The sequence below is a fragment of the Pseudarthrobacter sp. S3 genome (genome assembly GCF_050156905.1).
Taxonomy (GTDB): Bacteria; Actinomycetota; Actinomycetes; order Actinomycetales; family Micrococcaceae; genus Arthrobacter.
Window position 1 is genome coordinate 1,896,641 of record NZ_CP189583.1, and the last position, 19,560, is coordinate 1,916,200.

Sequence of the window (19,560 nt, forward strand, 5' to 3'; positions counted from 1 at the left end):
GGTCCCGGCTCGATTTCCATAAACCCCGCCGGGTCGGCTAGCATTCAAGGGCATCGGGGCGATTGGCGCAGTGGTAGCGCGCTTCGTTCACACCGAAGAGGTCACTGGTTCGAACCCAGTATCGCCCACCGAGGAATCTGGTCCGTTTCCGCTCAGCCGAGCGGAAACGGACCTTTTTTGTGTGTCCGCCATTCTGTCAGCCCCCTGTGAAAGAGTCTTTGTATGACTGATCCACTCCTTGCCCACGCCACGGAATACGGCCGGATGTATGCGCGGTCCACCTCCGAGCAGTTTTCCGTTCCGTCCATCACCACCGTGATCGGCCAGCAGCCGCACGGACTGGACGGCTGGTTCGGTTTCATGGGGGCGAGCAGCCTAGCGAAGGATCCGCTGCTGGCCGATTGCCTGGGCAGTCCGGCGAAAATCCGGCAGGCCGTCAACCGGGCCTCCAAGGCCGCGGAAAAATACCGCGACGAGGCAGCCAAGCGCGGTGACCGCGTCCATAACTACTGCGAGCAGGTTGCGCTCCGTGCCCTGGGCCGTCCCCACGCCATGAGGGAGACGCGCGAGGCCCTGGCAGCCAACGGCGAGGAAGGCTTTGCCCTGCGGTTCGATGAATGGTGGGAGCTCTACGGGGTGGAGCCCATCGCCCCGGAGATCACCGTCTGGAACAAGTCAGTGGGCTACGCGGGGACGCTGGACCTCGTGGCCAAAATCAACGGCCGGATCTGCGTTATTGACTACAAGACCAAGGGCACCACGCGGGACGGCACCGTCAAGCCGCTGGACGACAAAGTGGTCATGCAACTGGTGGCGGGCATGAAGGCCGAAGAAAGCCTGGTGGATGCCGTGGCCGGGGAATGGGAGCCTTGGAAGTACGGCGAGAACCCGCTGCTGCTGGCTGTGGCCATCGGGGAGACGGAAGTCCGTCCGGTCCGCGCCAACCCCGACGTCCTCAAGCATCACTGGTGGAAGTTCTGCGCCCTGCGACGGGTCTGGGAACTGTCGGCCGATACGCTCGCCGCCGGTTCCGCGCTTCTTCCGGTTGCGCCGCCCGTCTCCGCGCAGGCCCGCAGCGCCTAGCAGGGCACGCGTGTCCCCAGTCCGCCTGTCCCCAGTCCCGCGGCTGGTGCCCCTGCACCTAAACTGGATAGGTTCGCCATTAACGCCCACCGTGAGGAAAGACAGCACATGGCCATTCTGAATATCCGCATCATAGGTGATCCTGTGCTCCGCACAGTGGCCGATCCCGTGACGGAATTCGGTCCTGAGCTCGCCAAACTGGTTGCGGACATGACGGAAACCATGGAGGACGTTGACGGCGCCGGCCTCGCTGCCCCGCAGATTGGCGTCAGCCAGCGGGTCTTCACCTACCGGATCGACGGCGTAGAGGGCCACATCATCAATCCGGTCCTGGAAAACAGCGAGGACTTCCAGGCGGACCAGGTTGAAGGTTGCCTGTCGATTCCTGGCCTGGCGTTCCCGGTCCGGCGTTTCCGCGCCACCCGCGCCACTGGCGTCGACCTCAACGGGAATCCTGTCGCTGTAGAGGGGGAGGGCATGCTGGCCCGTTGCTTCCAGCACGAGACGGACCACCTGGACGGCATCCTGTTCACCGACAGGCTGGAAGGCGTGGACCGGAAGACGGCGCTGCGCTCCATCCGCAATGCAAACTATGACGCCATCACGGAACGCACGACGACGAAGCGCGCCAAGACGGTCGGGTCCAGTTTCGGTGGCGCCAGCTTCGGCGGCGGCACCACCACATGAGGGTACTCTTTGCCGGCACCCCCGCCGTGGCGGTCCCCTCCCTCGATGCCCTGATTGCGGCCGGCTTTGAAATCGTTGCGGTCCTGACCCGTCCCGACGCACCGATAGGGCGCAAACGGGTGCTGACGCCGTCGCCCGTTGCAGCCCGCGCTGCCGAGCTGGGAATCGACATCATCCACGCCGCCCGCGTGGACGAGGCCGTGACGGCGAAGATCGCCACAGCCAAGCCGGACGTGGCTGCCATCGTGGCCTACGGCGGACTGATTCCGCGCGCCGCCCTGGATGTTCCCCCGCACGGTTGGATCAATCTGCACTTTTCCCTGCTTCCCGCCTGGCGTGGCGCTGCCCCCGTGCAGCGGGCCGTGATGGCCGGCGACGACGTCACCGGCGCAGTCACCTTCCTGCTGGAGGAAGGATTGGACACCGGCCCGGTCTTCGGAACGCTGACCGAAGGCGTTGGCCCTGAAGACACCGCCGGAGCACTGCTGGAGCGGCTGTCCTACAGCGGGGGTGTGCTCCTTGCCCAGACGCTGTCCGCCGTCGAGGCCGGGAGCGCAGCTGCGCAGCTGCAGGCCGGCGACGTTTCGCTGGCCCCCAAACTGACCATCGATGACGGCCGGCTTGACTGGAAGCAGCCCGCCCTGGCGATCGGCAGGCGCGCCCGCGGCGTAACCCCCGAGCCAGGTGCCTGGACCACCCTGGACGGACAGCGCGTCAAACTCGAACCCGTCCGGCTCCGGCCCGGTGACACTGACCTGCAGCCCGGCGCGGTATTCCTCGACGGGAAGAGCGTCCTGGTGGGTACCGGATCCCATGCTGTGGAGCTGACGAGGATCCAGCCTTCGGGCAAAAAGATGATGGCCGCCGCCGATTGGGCGCGTGGCATGGCAACACTGGAAAGCGTGGTCTTCGAATGAGCGAATCCGGCGGTAATGCAGGCGGCAGGGGCGGCAGCGGAAGCGGCGCCCCCGGTGGCGGACGGGGCAACAGCGGGCGGGGCAAGGGCGGGCCGCGGGACTCCAGCCAGCGCAACGCCCAGGGCCGCGAACGCAACCGCCCCTCCCAGCGGAGCTTCACCGAAAACGCCCCGGCGCAGCGGACCCGCCGGGCGGACCCGGCGAGGCTGGTGGCTTTTGAAGTCCTGCGCGCCGTAGCCGCCGAGGACGCCTATGCCAACCTGGTGCTCCCGTCCCGCATCCGCCATCACGGACTGGACAAGCGCGACGCCGGCTTCGCCACCGAGCTCAGCTACGGGGCCTTGCGTGGCCAAGGCACTTACGATGCCATCCTGGCCCGCTGCGTTGACCGGCCGCTGGACCAGCTTGACCCGGCCATTCTCGACGCCCTGCGGATCGGCACCCATCAGCTGCTGGCCATGCGCGTCCCGGCCCACGCCGCCCTGGATCAGACCGTTGGTCTGGCCCGCGCCGTCATCGGCGCCGGACCCTCCGCCCTGATCAATGCGGTGCTGCGGAAGGTCACGGCGCACACGCTGGAGGAATGGCTTGAGGTCCTCGTCGCCGGTGAAAGCGACGAAACCACCATCGCGTCCCTTCGCTACGCCCACCCCGAATGGATTGTCCGGGCGATGCGCCAGTCCTTGGTGGCCCACGGGCGGTCAGCCACCGAAATCAACGACCTGCTGGAAGCCGATAACGCAGCTCCGGTGGTCAACCTCGTTGCACTGCCAGGCCTGGGCAGCCTGGATGAAGCGCTGGAAGGAGGGGCCACACTGGGTGAACTTGTTGAAGGCTCGGCGCTCTCCAGCGGCGGCGACCTGGGCCGGCTCGCCTCCATTAGGGAGGGCAGCACGCGCGTCCAGGATGTCGGCTCCCAGCTGGTGGCCCGCGCAATGGCCGCCGTAGATCTTGGTACCGGCAGCGACGGGGCAGGCGAACGCTGGCTCGATCTCTGCGCCGGTCCCGGCGGCAAAGCCGCGCTGCTCGGCGCCCTCGCCCGACAGCAGGGCGCGACCCTGCTGGCTAACGAGCCTGCACCGCACCGCGCCAAGCTGGTCAGGCAGGCTTTGGCCGCAGTTCCGCACGAGATCTGGCATGTTCGCACCGGCGACGGCCGCGAGGTCGGCACGGAGATGGCGGAGAGCTTTGACCGTGTCCTCGTCGACGCGCCCTGCACCGGGCTCGGCGCCCTGCGCCGCCGCCCCGAGTCGCGCTGGCGGCGCACCCCCAAGGACCTGACGGACCTCGGACCGCTGCAGCGCCAACTGCTCAAGTCCGCACTTGCTGCCGTCAAACCCGGCGGCGTCGTGGCCTATGTGACGTGCTCACCGCACCCCGCCGAGACCACCGCCGTCGTCAGTGATGCGCTGCGCAAGCGCGAGGACCTAGAACTGATCGACGCCGGCGCTGTGCTGGACGGCGTCAGCCTGACCGGCCACCTGGACGCCGGGCACGAACACACCGCGCAGCTCTGGCCGCACATCCACAGCACCGATGCCATGTTCCTGGCCCTCATCCGGAAGAAAGCCTGACCCGTGAAAGGTTCCCCCATGCCGCAATGCTGCATCAACCCCAGCATCCTGTCCGCCGACTTCGTCAACCTCGAAGCCGAACTGCAGCGCATCAGCAACGCTGACGCCGTGCACGTGGATGTTATGGACAACCACTTTGTCCCCAACCTCACCTTGGGCCTGCCCGTGGTCCAACGGATCCAGGAGGTCAGCCCCGTCCCGCTGGACGCACACCTGATGATCTCCGACGCCGACCGCTGGGCGCCGGGGTTCGCCGACGCCGGGCTGGCCTCCGTGACCTTCCACGCTGAGGCCTCCATTGCACCGGTCAAACTGGCCCGCGAACTGAGGGCCCGCGGCGCTAAGGCCGGCATGGCACTGCGCCCTGCCACAGCCGTGGAACCCTACCTGGACATGCTCGAGGAACTGGACATGCTCCTGATCATGACCGTGGAGCCGGGGTTCGGCGGCCAGGCGTTCCTGGACTTCACCCTACCCAAGATCCGGAGGGCCCGGGCAGCTATTGACGGCTCCGGAATCAATGTCGCCATCCAGGTGGACGGCGGCATTACCGAGGAAACCATTCTGCGGGCGGCCGAAGCAGGCGCGAACGTCTTTGTCGCGGGTTCGGCTGTTTATGGCGCGGAAGAGCCGGCTGCAGCCATCGGACGGCTCCGCGAAGCCGGCAGCATAAAGTTACGTGCTGCGACCGCGGAATAGTCTGGGCCACCTTGTGGTTATGGCACAATAGCAACACACAATACGTGCTCCGGGGTCGGTGTAAGTCCGAACCGGCGGTGATAGTCCGCGACCCGCGAGTCGGCGCTTTCCCCTTCAGGGAAGGAACCGGCGGACGGTTGAACTGGTGAAATTCCGGTACCGACAGTTAAAGTCTGGATGAGAGAAGCACGTACAGCTGTATCTGCGGCGCCCTTTGGCGCTGCGGTCTTCTGCTGTCGTATACCCCCGGAGCCATCGCGGTTCTAGAGGGAAGGAACGACAACACACATGAACCCCTTGCGATGGCTCTTTGAAGCCAGGATTTCCCATTGTCCGGGAACCAAAGCCGCCGAACCGGTGGCTGCCCCGTGACCCGGATCGAAAACGTCATGGCGTTCAGCGCCGCCGAAACCGCCGCCATGGAGGCAGCGCTCGAAGCAGCCCTGCAGGGTCCGCGCGGAGCGAATCCGCTGGTGGGCGCCGTCGTCATCGATGCTGCCGGCCACCAGCTGGTGACCGGCTATCACCGCGGCGCTGGCACGCCCCACGCGGAAGCGGACGCCATCACCCAGGCAGAGGCCGCCGGGCTGGACCTGAGCGGCTGCACAATGGTGATCACGCTGGAACCCTGTGACCACAGCGGCCGCACGGGGCCCTGCACCCAGGCGATCATTCGTGCCGGAATCACGGACGTGGTCTACGCCGTCGACGATCCGCATGACCCTGCGGCGGGCGGCGCGGCCACCCTCCGGAATGCCGGGGTGCAGGTCCGCAGCGGGCTCGCTGCCGGCGAGTCGTTCGAGTTGAACCGTCAGTGGTTCCTGGGAGTGGCCGCACAACGCCCGTTTGTGACGCTGCATATCGCCCAGACGCTGGACGGCCGGATCGCCGCCGAGGACGGCACGAGCCAGTGGATCTCCTCGCCGGAGTCGCTCGCTGACAACCACGGGCTCCGGCGGCGAATTGACGCCATCCTCGTGGGGACCCAGACCGTTGTGGTGGACAACCCCCGGCTGTCAGCCCGGGACGAGTCCGGAGCGGCATCGGGCAAGCAGCCGCTGCGTGCCGTGATGGGCCTGCGCGACATTCCGGCCGACGCCGCCGTCCGCGGTGATGACGATAATGTGCTCCACCTCGCCACGCGGGATCCCCGGGAGGCGCTCTCGCTTCTTTACGCAGTGGGAGTCCGCCACGTCATGGTGGAAGGCGGCTCACGCATCCTCAGTTCATTCCTGGCTGCCGGACTTGTGGACGAACTCATTGTCTACGTTGCCCCCACCCTGCTGGGCTCCGGAACTCCCGCCCTCAACGGACTCGGAATCACCACCCTCGCGGATGCCCGGCACTGGGACTGGGACCCTTCCGACGGCGGCTCCGTCCTCACCCTGGGCCGGGACCTGAGACTGCACCTCCGACCAGAACCAACCGAAGCTTTTGAACCACAACTAGCCCGCACTGCCGCGGAACCAGCCATGGGAGGCTACTGATGTTTACCGGAATTATTGCCGAGCAGGGACAGATTCTGTCCGTGGAGCGGGACGGGGATGCCAGCGCAACGCTCCGCCTTCGCGCGCCCGGCAGCACCGAAGGTCTCGGGCTGGGTGGCTCCATCGCTGTCAACGGAGTCTGCCTGACGGCCACCGCAATCGACGGCAAAGAATTCAGTGTTGACGTGATGGGCGAAACCCTCGTCCGCAGTACCATCGGCGAACTTACCACCGGTGACTCGGTGAACCTTGAGCGTTGTGTCCCCGCCGGCGGCCGGCTGGACGGCCACGTCGTCCAGGGCCACGTCGACGGCGTCGGGCAGCTGCTGGAGCGCGAGCCGTTCGGCAACTGGGAGCGACTCCGCTTCGGTGTGCCAGCCAACCTCGCGCGCTATATCGCGGAGAAGGGCTCCATCGCGATAGACGGCGTCTCGCTCACCGTCACGGCAGTCAGCCCGGCCGTGGAGCCGCAGCCCTGGTTCGAAGTGGGGCTGATCCCCACCACGCTGGCGGAGACCGGCCTGGGGGCCAAGAACACCGGCAGCAGGGTCAACCTTGAAGTCGACGTGCTGGCCAAATACACCGAACGGTTACTGGCATTCAGCACCGTCGCAACCACCGGGGGCGAACGATGAACGCCACCGTCCGGCTGGAACCGGCCGCGGACGCCGGCCCGGTGCCGACGAGCGCAACCTTCGGACTTGATCCCGTGGAAGATGCCATCCGCGCCATGGCCGCCGGCCGGCCCGTGCTGGTGGTGGACAACGAGGACCGCGAAAACGAAGGCGACATCATCTTCGCCGCACAGCATGCGACCCCCGCCCTCATGGGATGGACCATCCGCTACAGCTCCGGCGTCATCTGCGTCCCCCTGCCCGGGGAGCGCGCCGACGCCCTGGCACTGCCGCCAATGGTGGCCGTGAACCAGGACGCGAAGGGTACCGCGTACACCGTTTCCTGCGACGCGGCGGTGGGTGTCAGCACCGGAATCTCCGCCACTGACCGGGCCCTCACGGCCCGCGTCCTCGCAGACCCCGGCGCCGGGCCGTCGGCCGTGACCCGGCCCGGGCATATTTTCCCGCTCCGGGCAGTTAACGGAGGAGTGCGGGAACGCCCTGGCCATACCGAAGCGGCCGTGGACCTCTGCCGGCTCGCCGGATTGGAGCCCGTGGGCGTGATCGCCGAGGTTGTGTACGACGACGGTGAAATGATGCGGCTCGACGGGCTGCGCGGATTTGCCGCTGAACATGGGTGCCCCCTGATCTCGATTGAGGATCTGGTGGCCTACCTTGAATCAGGGGCCGGGTCTTCCGCCGACAGTGACACCGGGCCGGACGCCCGGGCGGAGTAGAGGAGTAATGATGACGGCTTCCGGAGTTTCGGACGACAGCCACCAGAACGGCCACCATCAGGGGGCGGCCGGCAATGGCCGGACCCACCACCCCGTGAGCGGCGGTCCGATTGTGCAGCTGCCCACGGCCTTTGGCGATTTCATCACCCAAGCGTGGACAGACCTGGTCACGGGCGTCGAGCACCTGGCGGTGAGCTCGCCCAACCCGCCCAAGGATGGCGTTGCTCCGCTGGTCAGGCTGCATTCCGAGTGCCTGACCGGCGATGTCTTCGGCTCCTACCGTTGTGACTGCGGCGAACAGCTGGCCTATGCCCTGGAGCTGATCAACGAGTTCGGCGGCACGCTGCTGTACCTGCGCGGGCAGGAAGGCCGGGGGATAGGCCTGGCCAACAAAATCAAGGCCTACGCCCTCCAGGAAGCGGGCTTTGACACCGTGGAGGCCAACGAACAGCTGGGGCTGCCGGTGGACGCCCGCTGCTACAAGGCGGCCGCCCAGATCCTGGCCGAGATGGGCCTCCACGAGATCCGGCTCCTGAGCAACAACCCGGACAAAAAGAACAGGCTCGCCAAAGCCGGCGTGAAGGTGGTGGAAATGGTGCCCACAGAGGTGCCGTCCCGTGACCAGAACATCCGCTACCTGCAGACTAAAAAGGACCGCATGGAGCACCGGCTGACGCTGGACACACACATTGTCACGGTGCCAAGCGGCGCCGCCGACGATTTCGACCACGACCAAAACTGAACGGACCAGATTCACGCATGAGCGGACACGGCGCACCAGATATTGACCTCACCACCCTCAACCCTGCGGAAACGTCGCAGCTGCGGTTGGCCATTGTGGCAGCCAGCTGGCACACCCAGATCATGGACGGACTGCTGGACGGTGCCCTGCGCGCCGCCAAAGATGCAGGCATCAGCGAACCCACCGTACTGCGCGTTCCCGGTGCCTTCGAGCTTCCCGTCGCCGCCGCGCGGCTGGCACCGCACTTTGACGCAGTGGTGGCCCTCGGCGTCGTGATACGGGGCGGTACGCCGCACTTTGAATACGTCTGCCAGGCGGCGACGTCGGGACTGACCGATGTCAGTGTCTCCACCGGCGTGCCGGTGGGCTTCGGCGTGCTGACCTGCGATACGGAACAGCAGGGACTGGACCGTGCCGGCCTGCCGGGCTCCAGCGAGGACAAGGGCCACGAGGCAGTGACGGCGGCCCTGGCCACCGCAGTGCTCCTCAAGCAGTACAAGTAGCAGCCGGTTGTTGTCAGCATGCGGACGGATGCGGTGTGTGTTCGCTCACATCGCGCCCGTCATGCAGCGGCCCGAAAGGCGCCCCCGGGCCGGCAGCAAGTAGGCTGTAGGGCGTGAAGAATTTCGAGACGCTGTTCGCTGAACTGAGTGAGAAGGCAGCCACCCGCCCGGCAGGCTCCCGCACCGTCGCTGAATTGGAGTCCGGAGTCCACGGCATTGGCAAGAAAGTCGTGGAGGAAGCAGCCGAAGTCTGGATGGCCGCTGAGTACGAATCCGATGAGGCCGCGGCTGAGGAAATCTCCCAGCTGCTCTACCACCTGCAGGTTCTGATGCTCGCTAAAGGACTGACCCTGGAAGACGTCTACAAGCATCTGTAGCCACTGCGGCGCCCGGCGGCCGAGAGCTGCCTGCCGGTGCCCTGCGTGGCCCGTTTGCCCGATCCATAGACCTCCCAACCAAGAAAGACCCCATGCTGCGAGTAGCCGTACCCAATAAGGGCTCCCTGTCTGAAGCCGCCTCCGCCATGTTGTCCGAAGCAGGCTACCGCCAGCGCCGCGACACCCGCGAGCTGGTCATGATGGACCCTGACAACGACATTGAGTTCTTCTTCCTCCGCCCGCGCGACATCGCCGTGTACGTCGGACGCGGTACCCTCGACGTCGGCATCACCGGCCGCGACCTGCTGCTTGACGCCGAGGTGGAGGCCGAGGAACTGCTGCCCCTGGGCTTCGCTGCGTCCACATTCCGCTTCGCCGGACCCGTGGGCGATTTCGCCGCCGCTGAAGAGTTGGAAGGCAAGCGCCTCGCCACCAGCTACGACGGGCTGCTCCGCGGCTACCTCGCCGAGCGGGGCATCAACGCCAAGGTAGTCCGGCTTGACGGCGCCGTGGAGTCCTCCGTGCGCCTCGGCGTAGCGGACGCCATCGCCGACGTCGTGGAAACGGGCAACACCCTCAAGGCCGCCGGGATGGAAATCTTCGGCGAGCCGATCCTTAAGTCAGAAGCTGTCCTGATCCGCCGCACCGGCGATGGTGGCGCCGCGAACGGCACCGTCAAGGAGATTGAAGTCCTGATCCGCCGCCTGCAGGGCGTCCTCGTGGCGCGCCAGTACGTGCTGATGGACTACGATATCCGCAAGGAACTCGTGGAACAGGCCGCCGCACTGACTCCCGGCCTGGAATCGCCCACCGTCTCGCCACTGCGCGACTCCGACTGGGTGGCTGTTCGGTCCATGGTTCCGAAGAAGGAAACCAATCGGATCATGGATGAGCTCTATGACCTCGGCGCCCGCGCCATCCTGGTCAGCAGCATCCACGCCTGCCGTATCTGAGCGTGCTTCCCGGTTCACGCCGCGCCGCAGAATCCACCCGAGAATTCCAGGAGTCCCCATGGCTGTAGCTGTACGAGTCATTCCCTGCCTCGATGTCGACGCCGGGCGCGTTGTGAAGGGCATCAACTTCGAGGGGCTCCGCGACGCGGGCGACCCGGTGGGGCTGGCCCACCGCTACGACAATGCGGGCGCCGACGAACTGACGTTCCTGGACGTCACAGCATCCTCGGGGAACCGTGAAACCACCTTCGATGTGGTCCGCCGCACGGCCGAGGAAGTCTTCATCCCCCTGACCGTGGGCGGCGGTGTCCGCGGCGTCGCCGAGGTGGACAAGCTCCTGCGTTTCGGCGCGGACAAGGCCTCCATCAACACAGCCGCCGTTGCCCGGCCGGACGTCATCAACGAAATCAGCCGGCACTTCGGTTCGCAGGTGCTGGTCCTGTCAGTGGACGCCCGCCGGACCCGCCCGGGGTCCCGGCCCACGCCATCGGGGTTTGAAGTGACCACCCATGGTGGGCGTACGGGTACCGGGATCGACGCCATCGAGTGGGCCAGGGAGGCCGCCGACCGCGGCGTCGGCGAAATCCTGCTCAACTCCATCGATGCCGACGGCACCAAGGACGGCTTTGACCTGGAACTGATCCGTATGGTCCGGGCAGCGGTGAAAGTGCCGATCATTGCCTCAGGCGGCGCCGGGGAACCGGCGCACTTCCCGCCTGCCGTTGCCGCCGGAGCTGACGCCGTCCTGGCTGCGTCGATTTTCCACTGGGGACCGGACAACATGATGTCCCAGGTCAAGCAGGCCATCCGCGAGGCGGGCTTCGACGTCCGTTAGTTCGCACCTGCTCCCTGCGGACGTGGGCCCAACAAACGCGGGGTCACTTAGCGCCCGTAATCCCTTCCGGGATGGGCGCTAAGTGACCCCGCGTTGCTTTAGTTAGAGGCCGACTTCTGCTGACTGCAGCAGGGCGACGGCGTCTGGCTGGCCTTCGAAGGTGACCAAGGCGTGGCGGGTCCGTCCGTGGGCGTGCATCAGCAGTTCGCCCGGCTCACCAACGATCGCCACCGAAACGGGTGCCCGCTTGGCGACGTGCCGCGGCCCGGATGGGCGCACCAGCACAATTCCCAGGTCCACGCCGCGGTAAAGAATGGCTGCCCGTTTGATCAGCTCGTCCCAGAGGGCGTCCGAATAGGCCTCGTCGAGGGCGCGCGGCGCCCAGCGGTCCACGGCCCGGCGGATGTCCTCGGTGTGGACGAAATATTCGATCAGGTTGGAGCTCTCGTCCAATGCCTTGATGTTCATGGGAGAGAGCGCCGGCGGGCCGCCGCGGAAGGTGTTCACCAGGCCGGTGTAGTCGGCACCTGTTGTCAGCTTCGCCGCGAGCCTGGCTGTGGCTTTATCAGAAGCCTTGGACAGGCTTTTGATGATGAGGCCCAGGCCCACGGCCGCCTTGCGTTCGCGCAGGTAAAGGTGCGCGGCAAGGTCCCTGGTGCGCCAGCCTCGGCAGAGGGTGGGGGCATCAGGGCCGGCCGCCAGCAGGGTTTCGGCCAGGACTTCTCGGGACGGTTCGACGAAATGCATCACTTGTGAAACTAGCACGAGAGCAGCGAAGTTGGGCAGCGGAAACGTCAGCCGGGGGGTGCCCTTGTTCACACTCTGGTTGCATGCCCGCTTGTGCATATTCGGTGGCCGTTGATCAGGCACTAGACTTGGTCTGATGTCTGAGCAGCCCGCCTCCGCCCCCGTAATTGTCCCGGCCCCCGCCACAAGCCCGCTTCCACCCGCCATCGCGGACGCGCTTAAGCGTGACGGCGCCGGGCTCGTGGCCGCCGTCGTGCAGCAGTTCGATACGAACGAGGTGCTGATGCTGGGCTGGATGGACGACGAAGCACTGCACCGCACCATGACCAGCGGCCGGGTCACGTTCTATTCCCGCTCCCGCCAGGAGTATTGGCGCAAGGGCGACACCTCCGGCCACGTCCAGTGGGTCAAATCCGTTGCCGTGGACTGCGACGGCGATGCCCTCCTGATCCGCGTGGACCAGGTCGGCGCGGCATGCCACACCGGCACCCGGACCTGCTTCGACGGCAGGGACCTGGACGTCCAGACCGGCGAGGCGCTCTGATCCACGGCCCATGGGCAGATGACCGCCCCGTGGGCACACACTTATTGGCAGCAATGACTGGCGCGGTTCCCCCCCCCCCCCCCCCCCCCCCCCCCCCCCGGCGGCAGTCACCAGTCGACACACAAGAACAGGCGGCGAAGAATAGCCATGCAGGACCTTGGAATCATCAGCCCGGGCCTCGAGGAGTTCCGCGAACTCGCCGGCAACAGCCGGGTCATCCCCGTCACGCTTAAAGTGCTGGCGGACGCGGAAACGCCTATCGGCCTCTACCGGAAGCTGGCGCAAGGCCAGCCCGGCACGTTCCTGATGGAGTCCGCGGCGGTGGGTGGCACGTGGTCGCGGTATTCCTTCATCGGCGCGAAGTCCCGGGCAACCCTGACCACCAAGAGCGGCCAGGCGCACTGGCTGGGCCAGCCACCTGCGGGCGTGCCCCTGGACGGCAACCCCGTGGACGCCATCCGCGACACCATCGAAGCCCTGCGGACCAACAGGTTTGACGGGCTGCCGCCTTTCACTTCCGGACTCGTCGGCTTCCTGGGCTGGGAGACCGTCCGCCATTGGGAACGGCTGACCAGCCCGCCGGAGGATGACCTCCACCTGCCCGAGATGGCGCTGAACCTGGTCACCGACATGGCAGTGCACGACAACCATGACGGCACCGTGCTGTTGATCGCCAACGCCATCAACTTCGATGGCAGCTCCGACCGTGTGGACGAGGCCTGGGAAGATGCCGTAGCACGGGTCAAGGCCCTCCTCACCCGGATCAGCACGCCCGTGGCCCAGCCGGTCTCCGTACTGGAACCCGCCGCCCTGGATTTCGCTGCCAGCGTCGAAGAACGGTGGGACGAACCCTCGTACCTGGCCGCCCTTGACCGTGGCAAGGAAGCCATTGTGGACGGCGAAGTGTTCCAGGTGGTGATTTCACGCCGCTTCGAGATGGAATGCGGGGCCTCGCCGCTTGACGTGTACCGGGTCCTGCGGAACACCAACCCCAGCCCGTACATGTACATCTTCAGCCTCGAGGACGCCGACGGGCGGGAGTACTCGATCGTGGGGTCCTCGCCCGAGGCTCTGGTGACGGTGACCGGCGAGGAAGTCATCACCCACCCGATCGCCGGTTCACGGCCCCGCGGCAAAACCGTGGAGGCAGACAAAGCCCTCGCGGAGGAACTGCTGGCCGACCAGAAGGAACGCGCCGAACACCTGATGCTCGTGGACCTGTCCCGCAACGATCTGTCCAAGGTCTGCCTCGCGGGAACCGTGGACGTCACCCAGTTTATGGAGGTGGAGCGCTTCAGCCACATCATGCACCTGGTCTCCACCGTGGTGGGAAAGCTGTCCCCGGCCGCCAACGCCTACGACGTCCTGAAAGCGACCTTCCCCGCGGGCACCCTGTCCGGTGCCCCGAAGCCCCGGGCTCTGCGCCTGCTGGACGAGCTTGAACCGCACCGCCGCGGCATCTACGGCGGGGTGGTGGGCTACCTCGACTTCGCCGGCGACATGGATATGGCCATTGCCATCCGCTCGGCCCTTCTCCGCGAAGGACGCGCCTATGTCCAGGCCGGCGGCGGCATCGTGGCGGACTCGGTGAACCCCACAGAAGCGCTGGAGACCGTGAACAAGGCCGCCGCTCCGCTCCGGGCCGTGCACACCGCCGGATCGCTGCATAACATTGCGGCGGAATCGCTCCCCGGCACCTCTCAGACCAGCGACGCCGGCACCTCCGCCGGTGAAAGCCAGGGCGCCGTATGACGCCGGCCTGGGCCAGGAAATCCACGCTGGTACTGCTGATTGCCGTCCTTGCCCTGGCCGTGTTCGGAGCCACCACCCAGACCTGGATCACTGTCAGCCTGGACGCCAACCAGGTGGGCCAGGTCGCGGGGGACCAGAACACCCTTCCGGTCCAGGGCAGCAAAGCCGCTACCGCGGTGACGGCCCTGGCCGTCGTTGCCCTGGCAGGCGGACTGGCAGCCTCCATCGCCGGAAAGTTCGCTCGGTGGGTCATCATCGCCCTCATCGTGCTTGCCTCCGTAGGCATCATCGCCGCGGCCGCCACCGTGCTGGCTGACCCGCTGGGCGCCGCGCAGGGTTCGATCGCCGCTGCCACAGGGGTCACCGGCGGCCACGCGGAAGTGGCTGTTACCGCCTTCCCTGTCCTCGCCGTCGCCGCCGCCACCCTGCTGGCGCTGGCCGCCCTGCTGATCATCCCCGCTGGCCGGCACTGGAAATCGCGGACCAAATATGACGCGGCCACCTATGGGGCGCCCGCCGGCAGCGCGGCCGCCGCCACTGGTCCTGTGGACGAGATCGACGGCTGGGACCGGCTCTCGCGCGGCGACGACCCCACCTGAACCCCGCTCTCAGCCATAGCCATGCAGCCCGCTAAAACCTGAGCCCGGTCTGCCGATGGTCAGGTCGCGGCCAAAAAATGGCAGAATGTAAGCAGTATTCATCCCGAGGAGATTCACATGAGCAAAGCACCCGCTTCCGTATCGAAATCAGGCACCCGGACCGTTGCCCCCGGCGTCGTTGACCACAGCCAGGAACTTGGCCACGGCAACAGCCCCGCGGCCTGGACCTGCGTGATCGTTATGCTGGTCGGCGCCCTCATCGCGTCCATCGCCTTTGTCATTGCCAACACCCCCATCTTCATCGCGGGCGCGGCCGTGATGGTCCTCGGCCTCATCCTTGGCTACATCATGCGCAAGGCCGGCTACGGTGTCGAAGGCAGCAAGCTGAAGAGCTCCGGCCACTGATGGCGACTGTTCTCGATGACATCAATGCCGGTGTCAGGGAGGATATGGAGGCCAGGCAGCGTCTCGTTCCGCTCGCGGAACTGAAGGACATGGCTGCGGCCGCGGCACCCGCCCGCGACGCCTGGGCGGCCCTCGGTGGCACCTCCGTGCAGCGGGACCAGCTGAAGGTCATCGCGGAAATCAAGCGGCGCAGCCCGTCCAAGGGTGACCTCGCCACAATTGTGGATCCGGCATCGCTGGCAGAGCAGTACGCCGACGGCGGCGCAGCCGTGATCAGCGTCCTCACCGAACAGCGGCGCTTCAACGGTTCCCTTGCGGACCTGGACGCCGTGCGTGCCCGCGTCGACATTCCGCTGCTCCGCAAGGACTTCACGCTCGTCGAGTACCAGGTCTGGGAGGCCCGCGCCCACGGCGCGGACCTGATCCTGCTCATCGTGGCGTCGCTCTCCGACAGCGAGCTCCGGGACTTCAGCGCGCTCAGCCGCGAACTCGGCATGAATGTGCTCGTGGAAACGCACACGGAAGCGGAAATCGAACGGGCAGTGGCGGCTGAGGCGCGCATCATCGGCGTGAACGTGCGCAACCTGAAGACGCTCGACGTCGACCGTTCAGTTTTCGCCTCCCTCGCCGGACTGATTCCGGCTGAAGCGCTGGTCATCGCCGAATCCGGTGTGCGCGGCGTGGACGACGTGACGCACTACGCCGCCAAGGGTGCCAACGCCATCCTGGTGGGCGAGGCCCTGGTCAGCGACGCCACGCCGCGTGACCGGATCGCCGAATTCGCGGCAGCCGGCGCTGCCGCCATCGCAGCCCGGGCCTAGTCCGGGCAGCCGCTGGCCCTGGGGCCGGCGGCACAATACTTCCGAACGATCAACTGGAACAGGACGGTGAGACTGATGGTTGACGCACCCTCAGAAAACGCTGACAACAACACTGCGGACGCTTTCCTGCAGGGCGGCTCGCTGAAGCACGCCCCGGGGCCATACTTCGGCGGCTACGGCGGGCGCTGGATGCCGGAATCTCTCATCGCCGCCTTGGACGAGCTCGAAGACACCTTTGAAAAGGCCAAGGCAGATCCCGAATTCCTGGCCCAGCTCGCCGACCTGAACAAGAACTACTCCGGCCGCCCGTCGCTGCTTACCGAAGCCAAGCGATTTTCCGAGCACGCCGGCGGCGCACGGATCTTCCTCAAGCGGGAAGACCTCAACCACACCGGATCCCACAAGATCAACAACGTCCTGGGCCAGGCCCTGCTGGCCAAGCGCATGGGCAAGACCCGCGTCATCGCCGAGACCGGTGCCGGACAGCACGGTGTTGCCAGCGCCACCGCCGCCGCGCTCCTTGGCCTGGAATGCGTTGTGTACATGGGCGCCGAGGACTGCCGCCGGCAGGCGCTGAATGTCGCCCGGATGCAGCTGCTGGGCGCCACCGTGGTGCCCGTGGTGAACGGTTCGCAGACCCTTAAGGACGCCATCAACGATGCACTCCGGGACTGGGTCAGCAACGTGGACAACACCCACTACCTGCTGGGTACCGCCGCGGGGGCGCACCCGTTCCCGGCCATGGTCCGTTTTTTCCACGAGGTCATCGGCGAGGAAGCCCGCGCCCAGATCCTGGAGCAGACCGGCAAACTGCCGGACGCCGTCTGCGCCTGTATCGGCGGCGGTTCCAACGCAATCGGCATCTTCCACGGATTCCTGGATGATCCGTCCGTTAAGATCTACGGCTTTGAAGCCGGCGGCGACGGCGTGGATACCGGCCGGCATGCAGCCACCATCACCCTTGGCAAGCCCGGTGTCCTGCACGGCGCACGCTCCTACCTCATGCAGGACGACGACGGCCAAACCATCGAGTCGCACTCGATTTCGGCAGGCCTGGACTACCCGGGTGTTGGCCCGGAGCACGCCTACCTGGCCGATATTGGACGCGTCAGTTATGAGCCCATCACCGACAGCGAAGCAATGGATGCGTTCAAGCTGCTGTGCCGGACGGAGGGCATCATTCCCGCCATCGAGTCCTCACACGCCCTCTCGGGTGCCATCAAGGTTGGCAAGCGCCTCACCGAAGGCACTGCCAACCCGTCCGAAACGGTGATTATTGTGAACCTTTCCGGCCGTGGCGACAAGGACGTTGAGACCGCCGCGGAATGGTTTGACATGCTCGATGAGGAGGGCAAGGTCAAGGGCACCAACCTGTCTACCCGTAAGCCCAAGGGGCCTGCCGACCGGGCAGAGACTGAAGCCGTTCCCGCTACAGCTGCTCTTGCCAGCAGCGCCGCGGACAATAACGAGGACCAGAACTGATGACTGAACAGACGGCCAGCAAGTCCGCCGCCGCCATCGACCGAGCACGGGACGCCGGACGCTCAGCGCTCGTCTGCTACCTTCCTGCCGGGTACCCGGACGTCCAGGCCACCATCGACGCCGGCATTGCCATGGCGAAGAACGGTGCCGACCTGATCGAAATCGGTATTCCCTACTCGGATCCGGTCATGGACGGCCCTGTCATCCAGGCTGCCACCACCGAAGCGATAGCCAACGGATTCCGGGTCGAAAGCGTCTTTGACGTGGTAGCCGGCATTACGGCGGCCACAGACGTCGCCGTGCTGGTGATGACCTACTGGAACCCCGTGGTCCGGTTGGGTGTGGACGAGTTCTCCCGCCGGCTGGCCGAGGCCGGGGGAGCCGGGCTCATCACGCCCGACCTCATCCCGGACGAAGCATCGGAATGGTTCGCTGCGTCGGACAAGTACGGACTGGACCGCGTATTCCTCGTAGCGCCGTCCTCCACCCCCGAACGCTTGGCCATGACGGTCAAGGCAAGCAGGGGCTTCGTGTACGCCGTCTCCATCATGGGCGTGACGGGTACGCGCCAGGCTGTCAGCAGCAGCGCAGAGAGGCTCGTCGCCGACACGCACGCCGCCGGTGCCGAACGCGTGTGCGTGGGACTCGGTGTCTCCAACGCCAGCCACGTCCGCGAGATCGCAGCCTACGCGGACGGTGTCATCGTTGGCACAGCGCTCGTGGCCGCCATCCGTGACGGGGGAGTCGCCGCCGTCGCGGACCTCACCCGGGACCTGAGCGCGGGACTCGTTAGGGAAGAAGCCTAACCACAATGCAGATTCTCCTTCAGGCCGCAGCCCTGGTGCCGGCCAGCATCCCCAGCCCGGACTGGTCCGGCTTCGACATCCCGCTGCCGTGGGGGACTCTGCGGATCCACGCTTATGCCCTGTGCATCCTCGCCGGGATCATCGCGGGCCTGTGGCTTACGTCCGTCAGGTGGGCCCGCCGCGGTGCGCCCGAAGGCAGCGTCTGGGACATCGTCATCTGGGCGATTCCCTTTGGCATCATCGGCGGCCGCCTCTATCACGTGGTTTCCTCTCCGGACGCCTACTTCGGGCCCGGCTTCGACGGGACCGGGGATCTGTGGCTCATCCCGCAGATCCAGCGTGGCGGACTCGGAATCTGGGGCGCCGTGGTTCTGGGCGTCCTGGGCGCCTGGATCGGGTGCCGCCGGACAGGCGTGAAACTCACCGCCTTCCTGGACGCCGCTGCGCCCGGACTGCTGCTGGCCCAGGCCATTGGGAGATGGGGTAACTACTTTAACCAGGAACTTTTCGGCGGGCCCACCACCCTGCCGTGGGCCCTGCAGATTGATGCGGACAACGCCAACTTTCCGGCCGGCATGCCGGTTGGTACCCTCTTCCACCCCACGTTCCTGTATGAGTCGCTCTGGAACGTCGCCGGCGTGCTCATCCTGCTGGCACTGGACCGCCGATTCGACTTCCGCCGTGCCCGGCTCTTCTGGCTCTACGCCATGTACTACACCCTGGGCCGGGTCTGGATCGAAGCGATGCGGATCGACGACGCCGAACAGATCAACCTCTTCGGCATCACCACCAGGCTCAACGTCTGCACCAGCATCTTTGTCTTTGTGGCAGCACTCATCGTGTTTGTCCTCGTGGGACTGAAAGGCCGCCCGGAACCGGACACACCGTTCCTGGCCGGCCGCGCACCGGCAGCAGACGACGTCATTGACGCTGCGGGAGAAGAAAAGGATTCCGTCCGCGATGCGGACTTTCCTGTCTCAGATAGTGAATCGCGTGATAATCTCCCAGATAACCAAAATGGTGCCCGGATCCCTTCCGCCCCAACGGAGGAGGACCCGGCATCCGGGGACGGCGACCAGCCAACTCCGGAGTCGCCGGTATCCGGAAGTTCCGGCCACAAGGCAACGGAATCCGCGCCGGAGGCTGGCACAAGCAAGTAGGACGCCAGCACGGCAGGGTAGCAGAGTCAACACTCG

General features: G+C 66.3%; 22 protein-coding genes, 1 tRNA gene and 1 riboswitch. Of the genes, 22 read left to right on the forward strand and 1 reads right to left on the reverse strand.

Annotated elements, in window-relative coordinates; genetic code table 11:
• Window positions 1-56 precede the first annotated feature (56 nt).
• The 14 genes from ACQCSV_RS09105 to hisF all read left to right on the forward strand — a co-directional run bounded on the left by ACQCSV_RS09105 (window position 57) and on the right by hisF (window position 11,208).
• Window positions 57-128: transfer RNA gene (locus tag ACQCSV_RS09105), tRNA-Val, on the forward strand.
• A 94-nt stretch (window positions 129-222) separates the two neighbouring features.
• Entirely contained in the window at window positions 223-1,083 is an 861-nt protein-coding gene (locus ACQCSV_RS09110) for a cytochrome (RefSeq protein WP_354154277.1), read from the forward strand.
• Between the two features lie 108 nt (window positions 1,084-1,191).
• On the forward strand, window positions 1,192-1,770 hold the full coding sequence (def, locus tag ACQCSV_RS09115) for a peptide deformylase (protein ID WP_426939489.1): 579 nt from the start codon (window positions 1,192-1,194) through the stop codon (window positions 1,768-1,770).
• Window positions 1,767-2,687: a methionyl-tRNA formyltransferase gene (gene fmt, locus ACQCSV_RS09120; protein WP_426939490.1), complete on the forward strand. Its 921-nt coding sequence runs from the start codon at window positions 1,767-1,769 to the stop codon at window positions 2,685-2,687. Before def ends, fmt begins: the two co-directional genes overlap by 4 nt.
• Entirely contained in the window at window positions 2,684-4,261 is a 1,578-nt protein-coding gene (locus ACQCSV_RS09125) for an RsmB/NOP family class I SAM-dependent RNA methyltransferase (protein ID WP_426939491.1), read from the forward strand. The genes fmt and ACQCSV_RS09125 overlap by 4 nt, the downstream gene beginning before the upstream one ends.
• 18 nt (window positions 4,262-4,279) lie before the next feature.
• On the forward strand, window positions 4,280-4,960 hold the full coding sequence (rpe, locus tag ACQCSV_RS09130) for a ribulose-phosphate 3-epimerase (protein WP_426939550.1): 681 nt from the start codon (window positions 4,280-4,282) through the stop codon (window positions 4,958-4,960).
• Between the two features lie 40 nt (window positions 4,961-5,000).
• A riboswitch (FMN riboswitch) is annotated at window positions 5,001-5,154 on the forward strand.
• Window positions 5,155-5,349: 195 nt separating this feature from the next.
• The gene (ribD, locus tag ACQCSV_RS09135; RefSeq protein WP_426939551.1) at window positions 5,350-6,447 is read left to right on the forward strand and encodes a bifunctional diaminohydroxyphosphoribosylaminopyrimidine deaminase/5-amino-6-(5-phosphoribosylamino)uracil reductase RibD; all 1,098 of its coding nucleotides are present in this window, start codon (window positions 5,350-5,352) and stop codon (window positions 6,445-6,447) included.
• Complete coding sequence (locus tag ACQCSV_RS09140; RefSeq protein ID WP_354154273.1) at window positions 6,447-7,082, forward strand: riboflavin synthase; 636 nt, start codon at window positions 6,447-6,449, stop codon at window positions 7,080-7,082. The genes ribD and ACQCSV_RS09140 overlap by 1 nt, the downstream gene beginning before the upstream one ends.
• Window positions 7,079-7,798 (forward strand): 3,4-dihydroxy-2-butanone-4-phosphate synthase, encoded by a 720-nt coding sequence (gene ribB / locus ACQCSV_RS09145; protein WP_354154272.1) that lies wholly within the window; start codon window positions 7,079-7,081, stop codon window positions 7,796-7,798. Before ACQCSV_RS09140 ends, ribB begins: the two co-directional genes overlap by 4 nt.
• A 10-nt stretch (window positions 7,799-7,808) precedes the next feature.
• Window positions 7,809-8,540 (forward strand): GTP cyclohydrolase II, encoded by a 732-nt coding sequence (gene ribA, locus ACQCSV_RS09150; protein WP_354154271.1) that lies wholly within the window; start codon window positions 7,809-7,811, stop codon window positions 8,538-8,540.
• Window positions 8,541-8,557: 17 nt separating this feature from the next.
• Window positions 8,558-9,043 carry a 6,7-dimethyl-8-ribityllumazine synthase gene (gene ribH / locus ACQCSV_RS09155; protein WP_160670188.1) on the forward strand — a complete coding sequence of 162 codons (486 nt, stop codon included), beginning with the start codon at window positions 8,558-8,560 and terminating at the stop codon, window positions 9,041-9,043.
• A gap of 113 nt (window positions 9,044-9,156) precedes the next feature.
• Window positions 9,157-9,420 carry a phosphoribosyl-ATP diphosphatase gene (locus ACQCSV_RS09160; protein WP_028270786.1) on the forward strand — a complete coding sequence of 88 codons (264 nt, stop codon included), beginning with the start codon at window positions 9,157-9,159 and terminating at the stop codon, window positions 9,418-9,420.
• 92 nt (window positions 9,421-9,512) lie between these two features.
• Window positions 9,513-10,373 (forward strand): ATP phosphoribosyltransferase, encoded by an 861-nt coding sequence (hisG, locus tag ACQCSV_RS09165; RefSeq protein ID WP_104061999.1) that lies wholly within the window; start codon window positions 9,513-9,515, stop codon window positions 10,371-10,373.
• 58 nt (window positions 10,374-10,431) lie between these two features.
• A complete protein-coding gene (gene hisF, locus ACQCSV_RS09170; protein ID WP_354154269.1) occupies window positions 10,432-11,208 on the forward strand; it encodes an imidazole glycerol phosphate synthase subunit HisF in 777 nt (258 codons plus the stop codon).
• Between the two features lie 102 nt (window positions 11,209-11,310).
• On the opposite strand, the gene ACQCSV_RS09175 is transcribed toward hisF, so the two are convergent.
• Complete coding sequence (locus tag ACQCSV_RS09175) at window positions 11,311-11,955, reverse strand: TIGR03085 family metal-binding protein (protein WP_354154413.1); 645 nt, start codon at window positions 11,953-11,955, stop codon at window positions 11,311-11,313.
• Window positions 11,956-12,091: 136 nt separating this feature from the next.
• Between ACQCSV_RS09175 and hisI the strand changes: the two genes are divergently transcribed.
• From hisI to lgt, 8 genes are all read left to right on the forward strand, one after another.
• Entirely contained in the window at window positions 12,092-12,499 is a 408-nt protein-coding gene (gene hisI / locus ACQCSV_RS09180; protein ID WP_354154268.1) for a phosphoribosyl-AMP cyclohydrolase, read from the forward strand.
• A 147-nt stretch (window positions 12,500-12,646) separates the two neighbouring features.
• The gene (locus ACQCSV_RS09185) at window positions 12,647-14,251 is read left to right on the forward strand and encodes an anthranilate synthase component I (RefSeq protein WP_354154267.1); all 1,605 of its coding nucleotides are present in this window, start codon (window positions 12,647-12,649) and stop codon (window positions 14,249-14,251) included.
• The gene (locus ACQCSV_RS09190) at window positions 14,248-14,850 is read left to right on the forward strand and encodes a Trp biosynthesis-associated membrane protein (protein WP_354154266.1); all 603 of its coding nucleotides are present in this window, start codon (window positions 14,248-14,250) and stop codon (window positions 14,848-14,850) included. The genes ACQCSV_RS09185 and ACQCSV_RS09190 overlap by 4 nt, the downstream gene beginning before the upstream one ends.
• A gap of 117 nt (window positions 14,851-14,967) precedes the next feature.
• The gene (locus ACQCSV_RS09195; RefSeq protein WP_056345635.1) at window positions 14,968-15,255 is read left to right on the forward strand and encodes an HGxxPAAW family protein; all 288 of its coding nucleotides are present in this window, start codon (window positions 14,968-14,970) and stop codon (window positions 15,253-15,255) included.
• Window positions 15,255-16,076, forward strand: coding sequence for an indole-3-glycerol phosphate synthase TrpC (gene trpC, locus ACQCSV_RS09200; RefSeq protein WP_354154265.1), 822 nt, complete (start codon window positions 15,255-15,257; stop codon window positions 16,074-16,076). The genes ACQCSV_RS09195 and trpC overlap by 1 nt, the downstream gene beginning before the upstream one ends.
• 75 nt (window positions 16,077-16,151) lie before the next feature.
• Entirely contained in the window at window positions 16,152-17,558 is a 1,407-nt protein-coding gene (gene trpB, locus ACQCSV_RS09205) for a tryptophan synthase subunit beta (protein ID WP_354154264.1), read from the forward strand.
• Entirely contained in the window at window positions 17,558-18,364 is an 807-nt protein-coding gene (gene trpA / locus ACQCSV_RS09210) for a tryptophan synthase subunit alpha (RefSeq protein WP_354154263.1), read from the forward strand. Before trpB ends, trpA begins: the two co-directional genes overlap by 1 nt.
• A gap of 5 nt (window positions 18,365-18,369) precedes the next feature.
• Complete coding sequence (gene lgt / locus ACQCSV_RS09215) at window positions 18,370-19,524, forward strand: prolipoprotein diacylglyceryl transferase (protein ID WP_354154262.1); 1,155 nt, start codon at window positions 18,370-18,372, stop codon at window positions 19,522-19,524.
• Window positions 19,525-19,560: the final 36 nt, after the last annotated feature.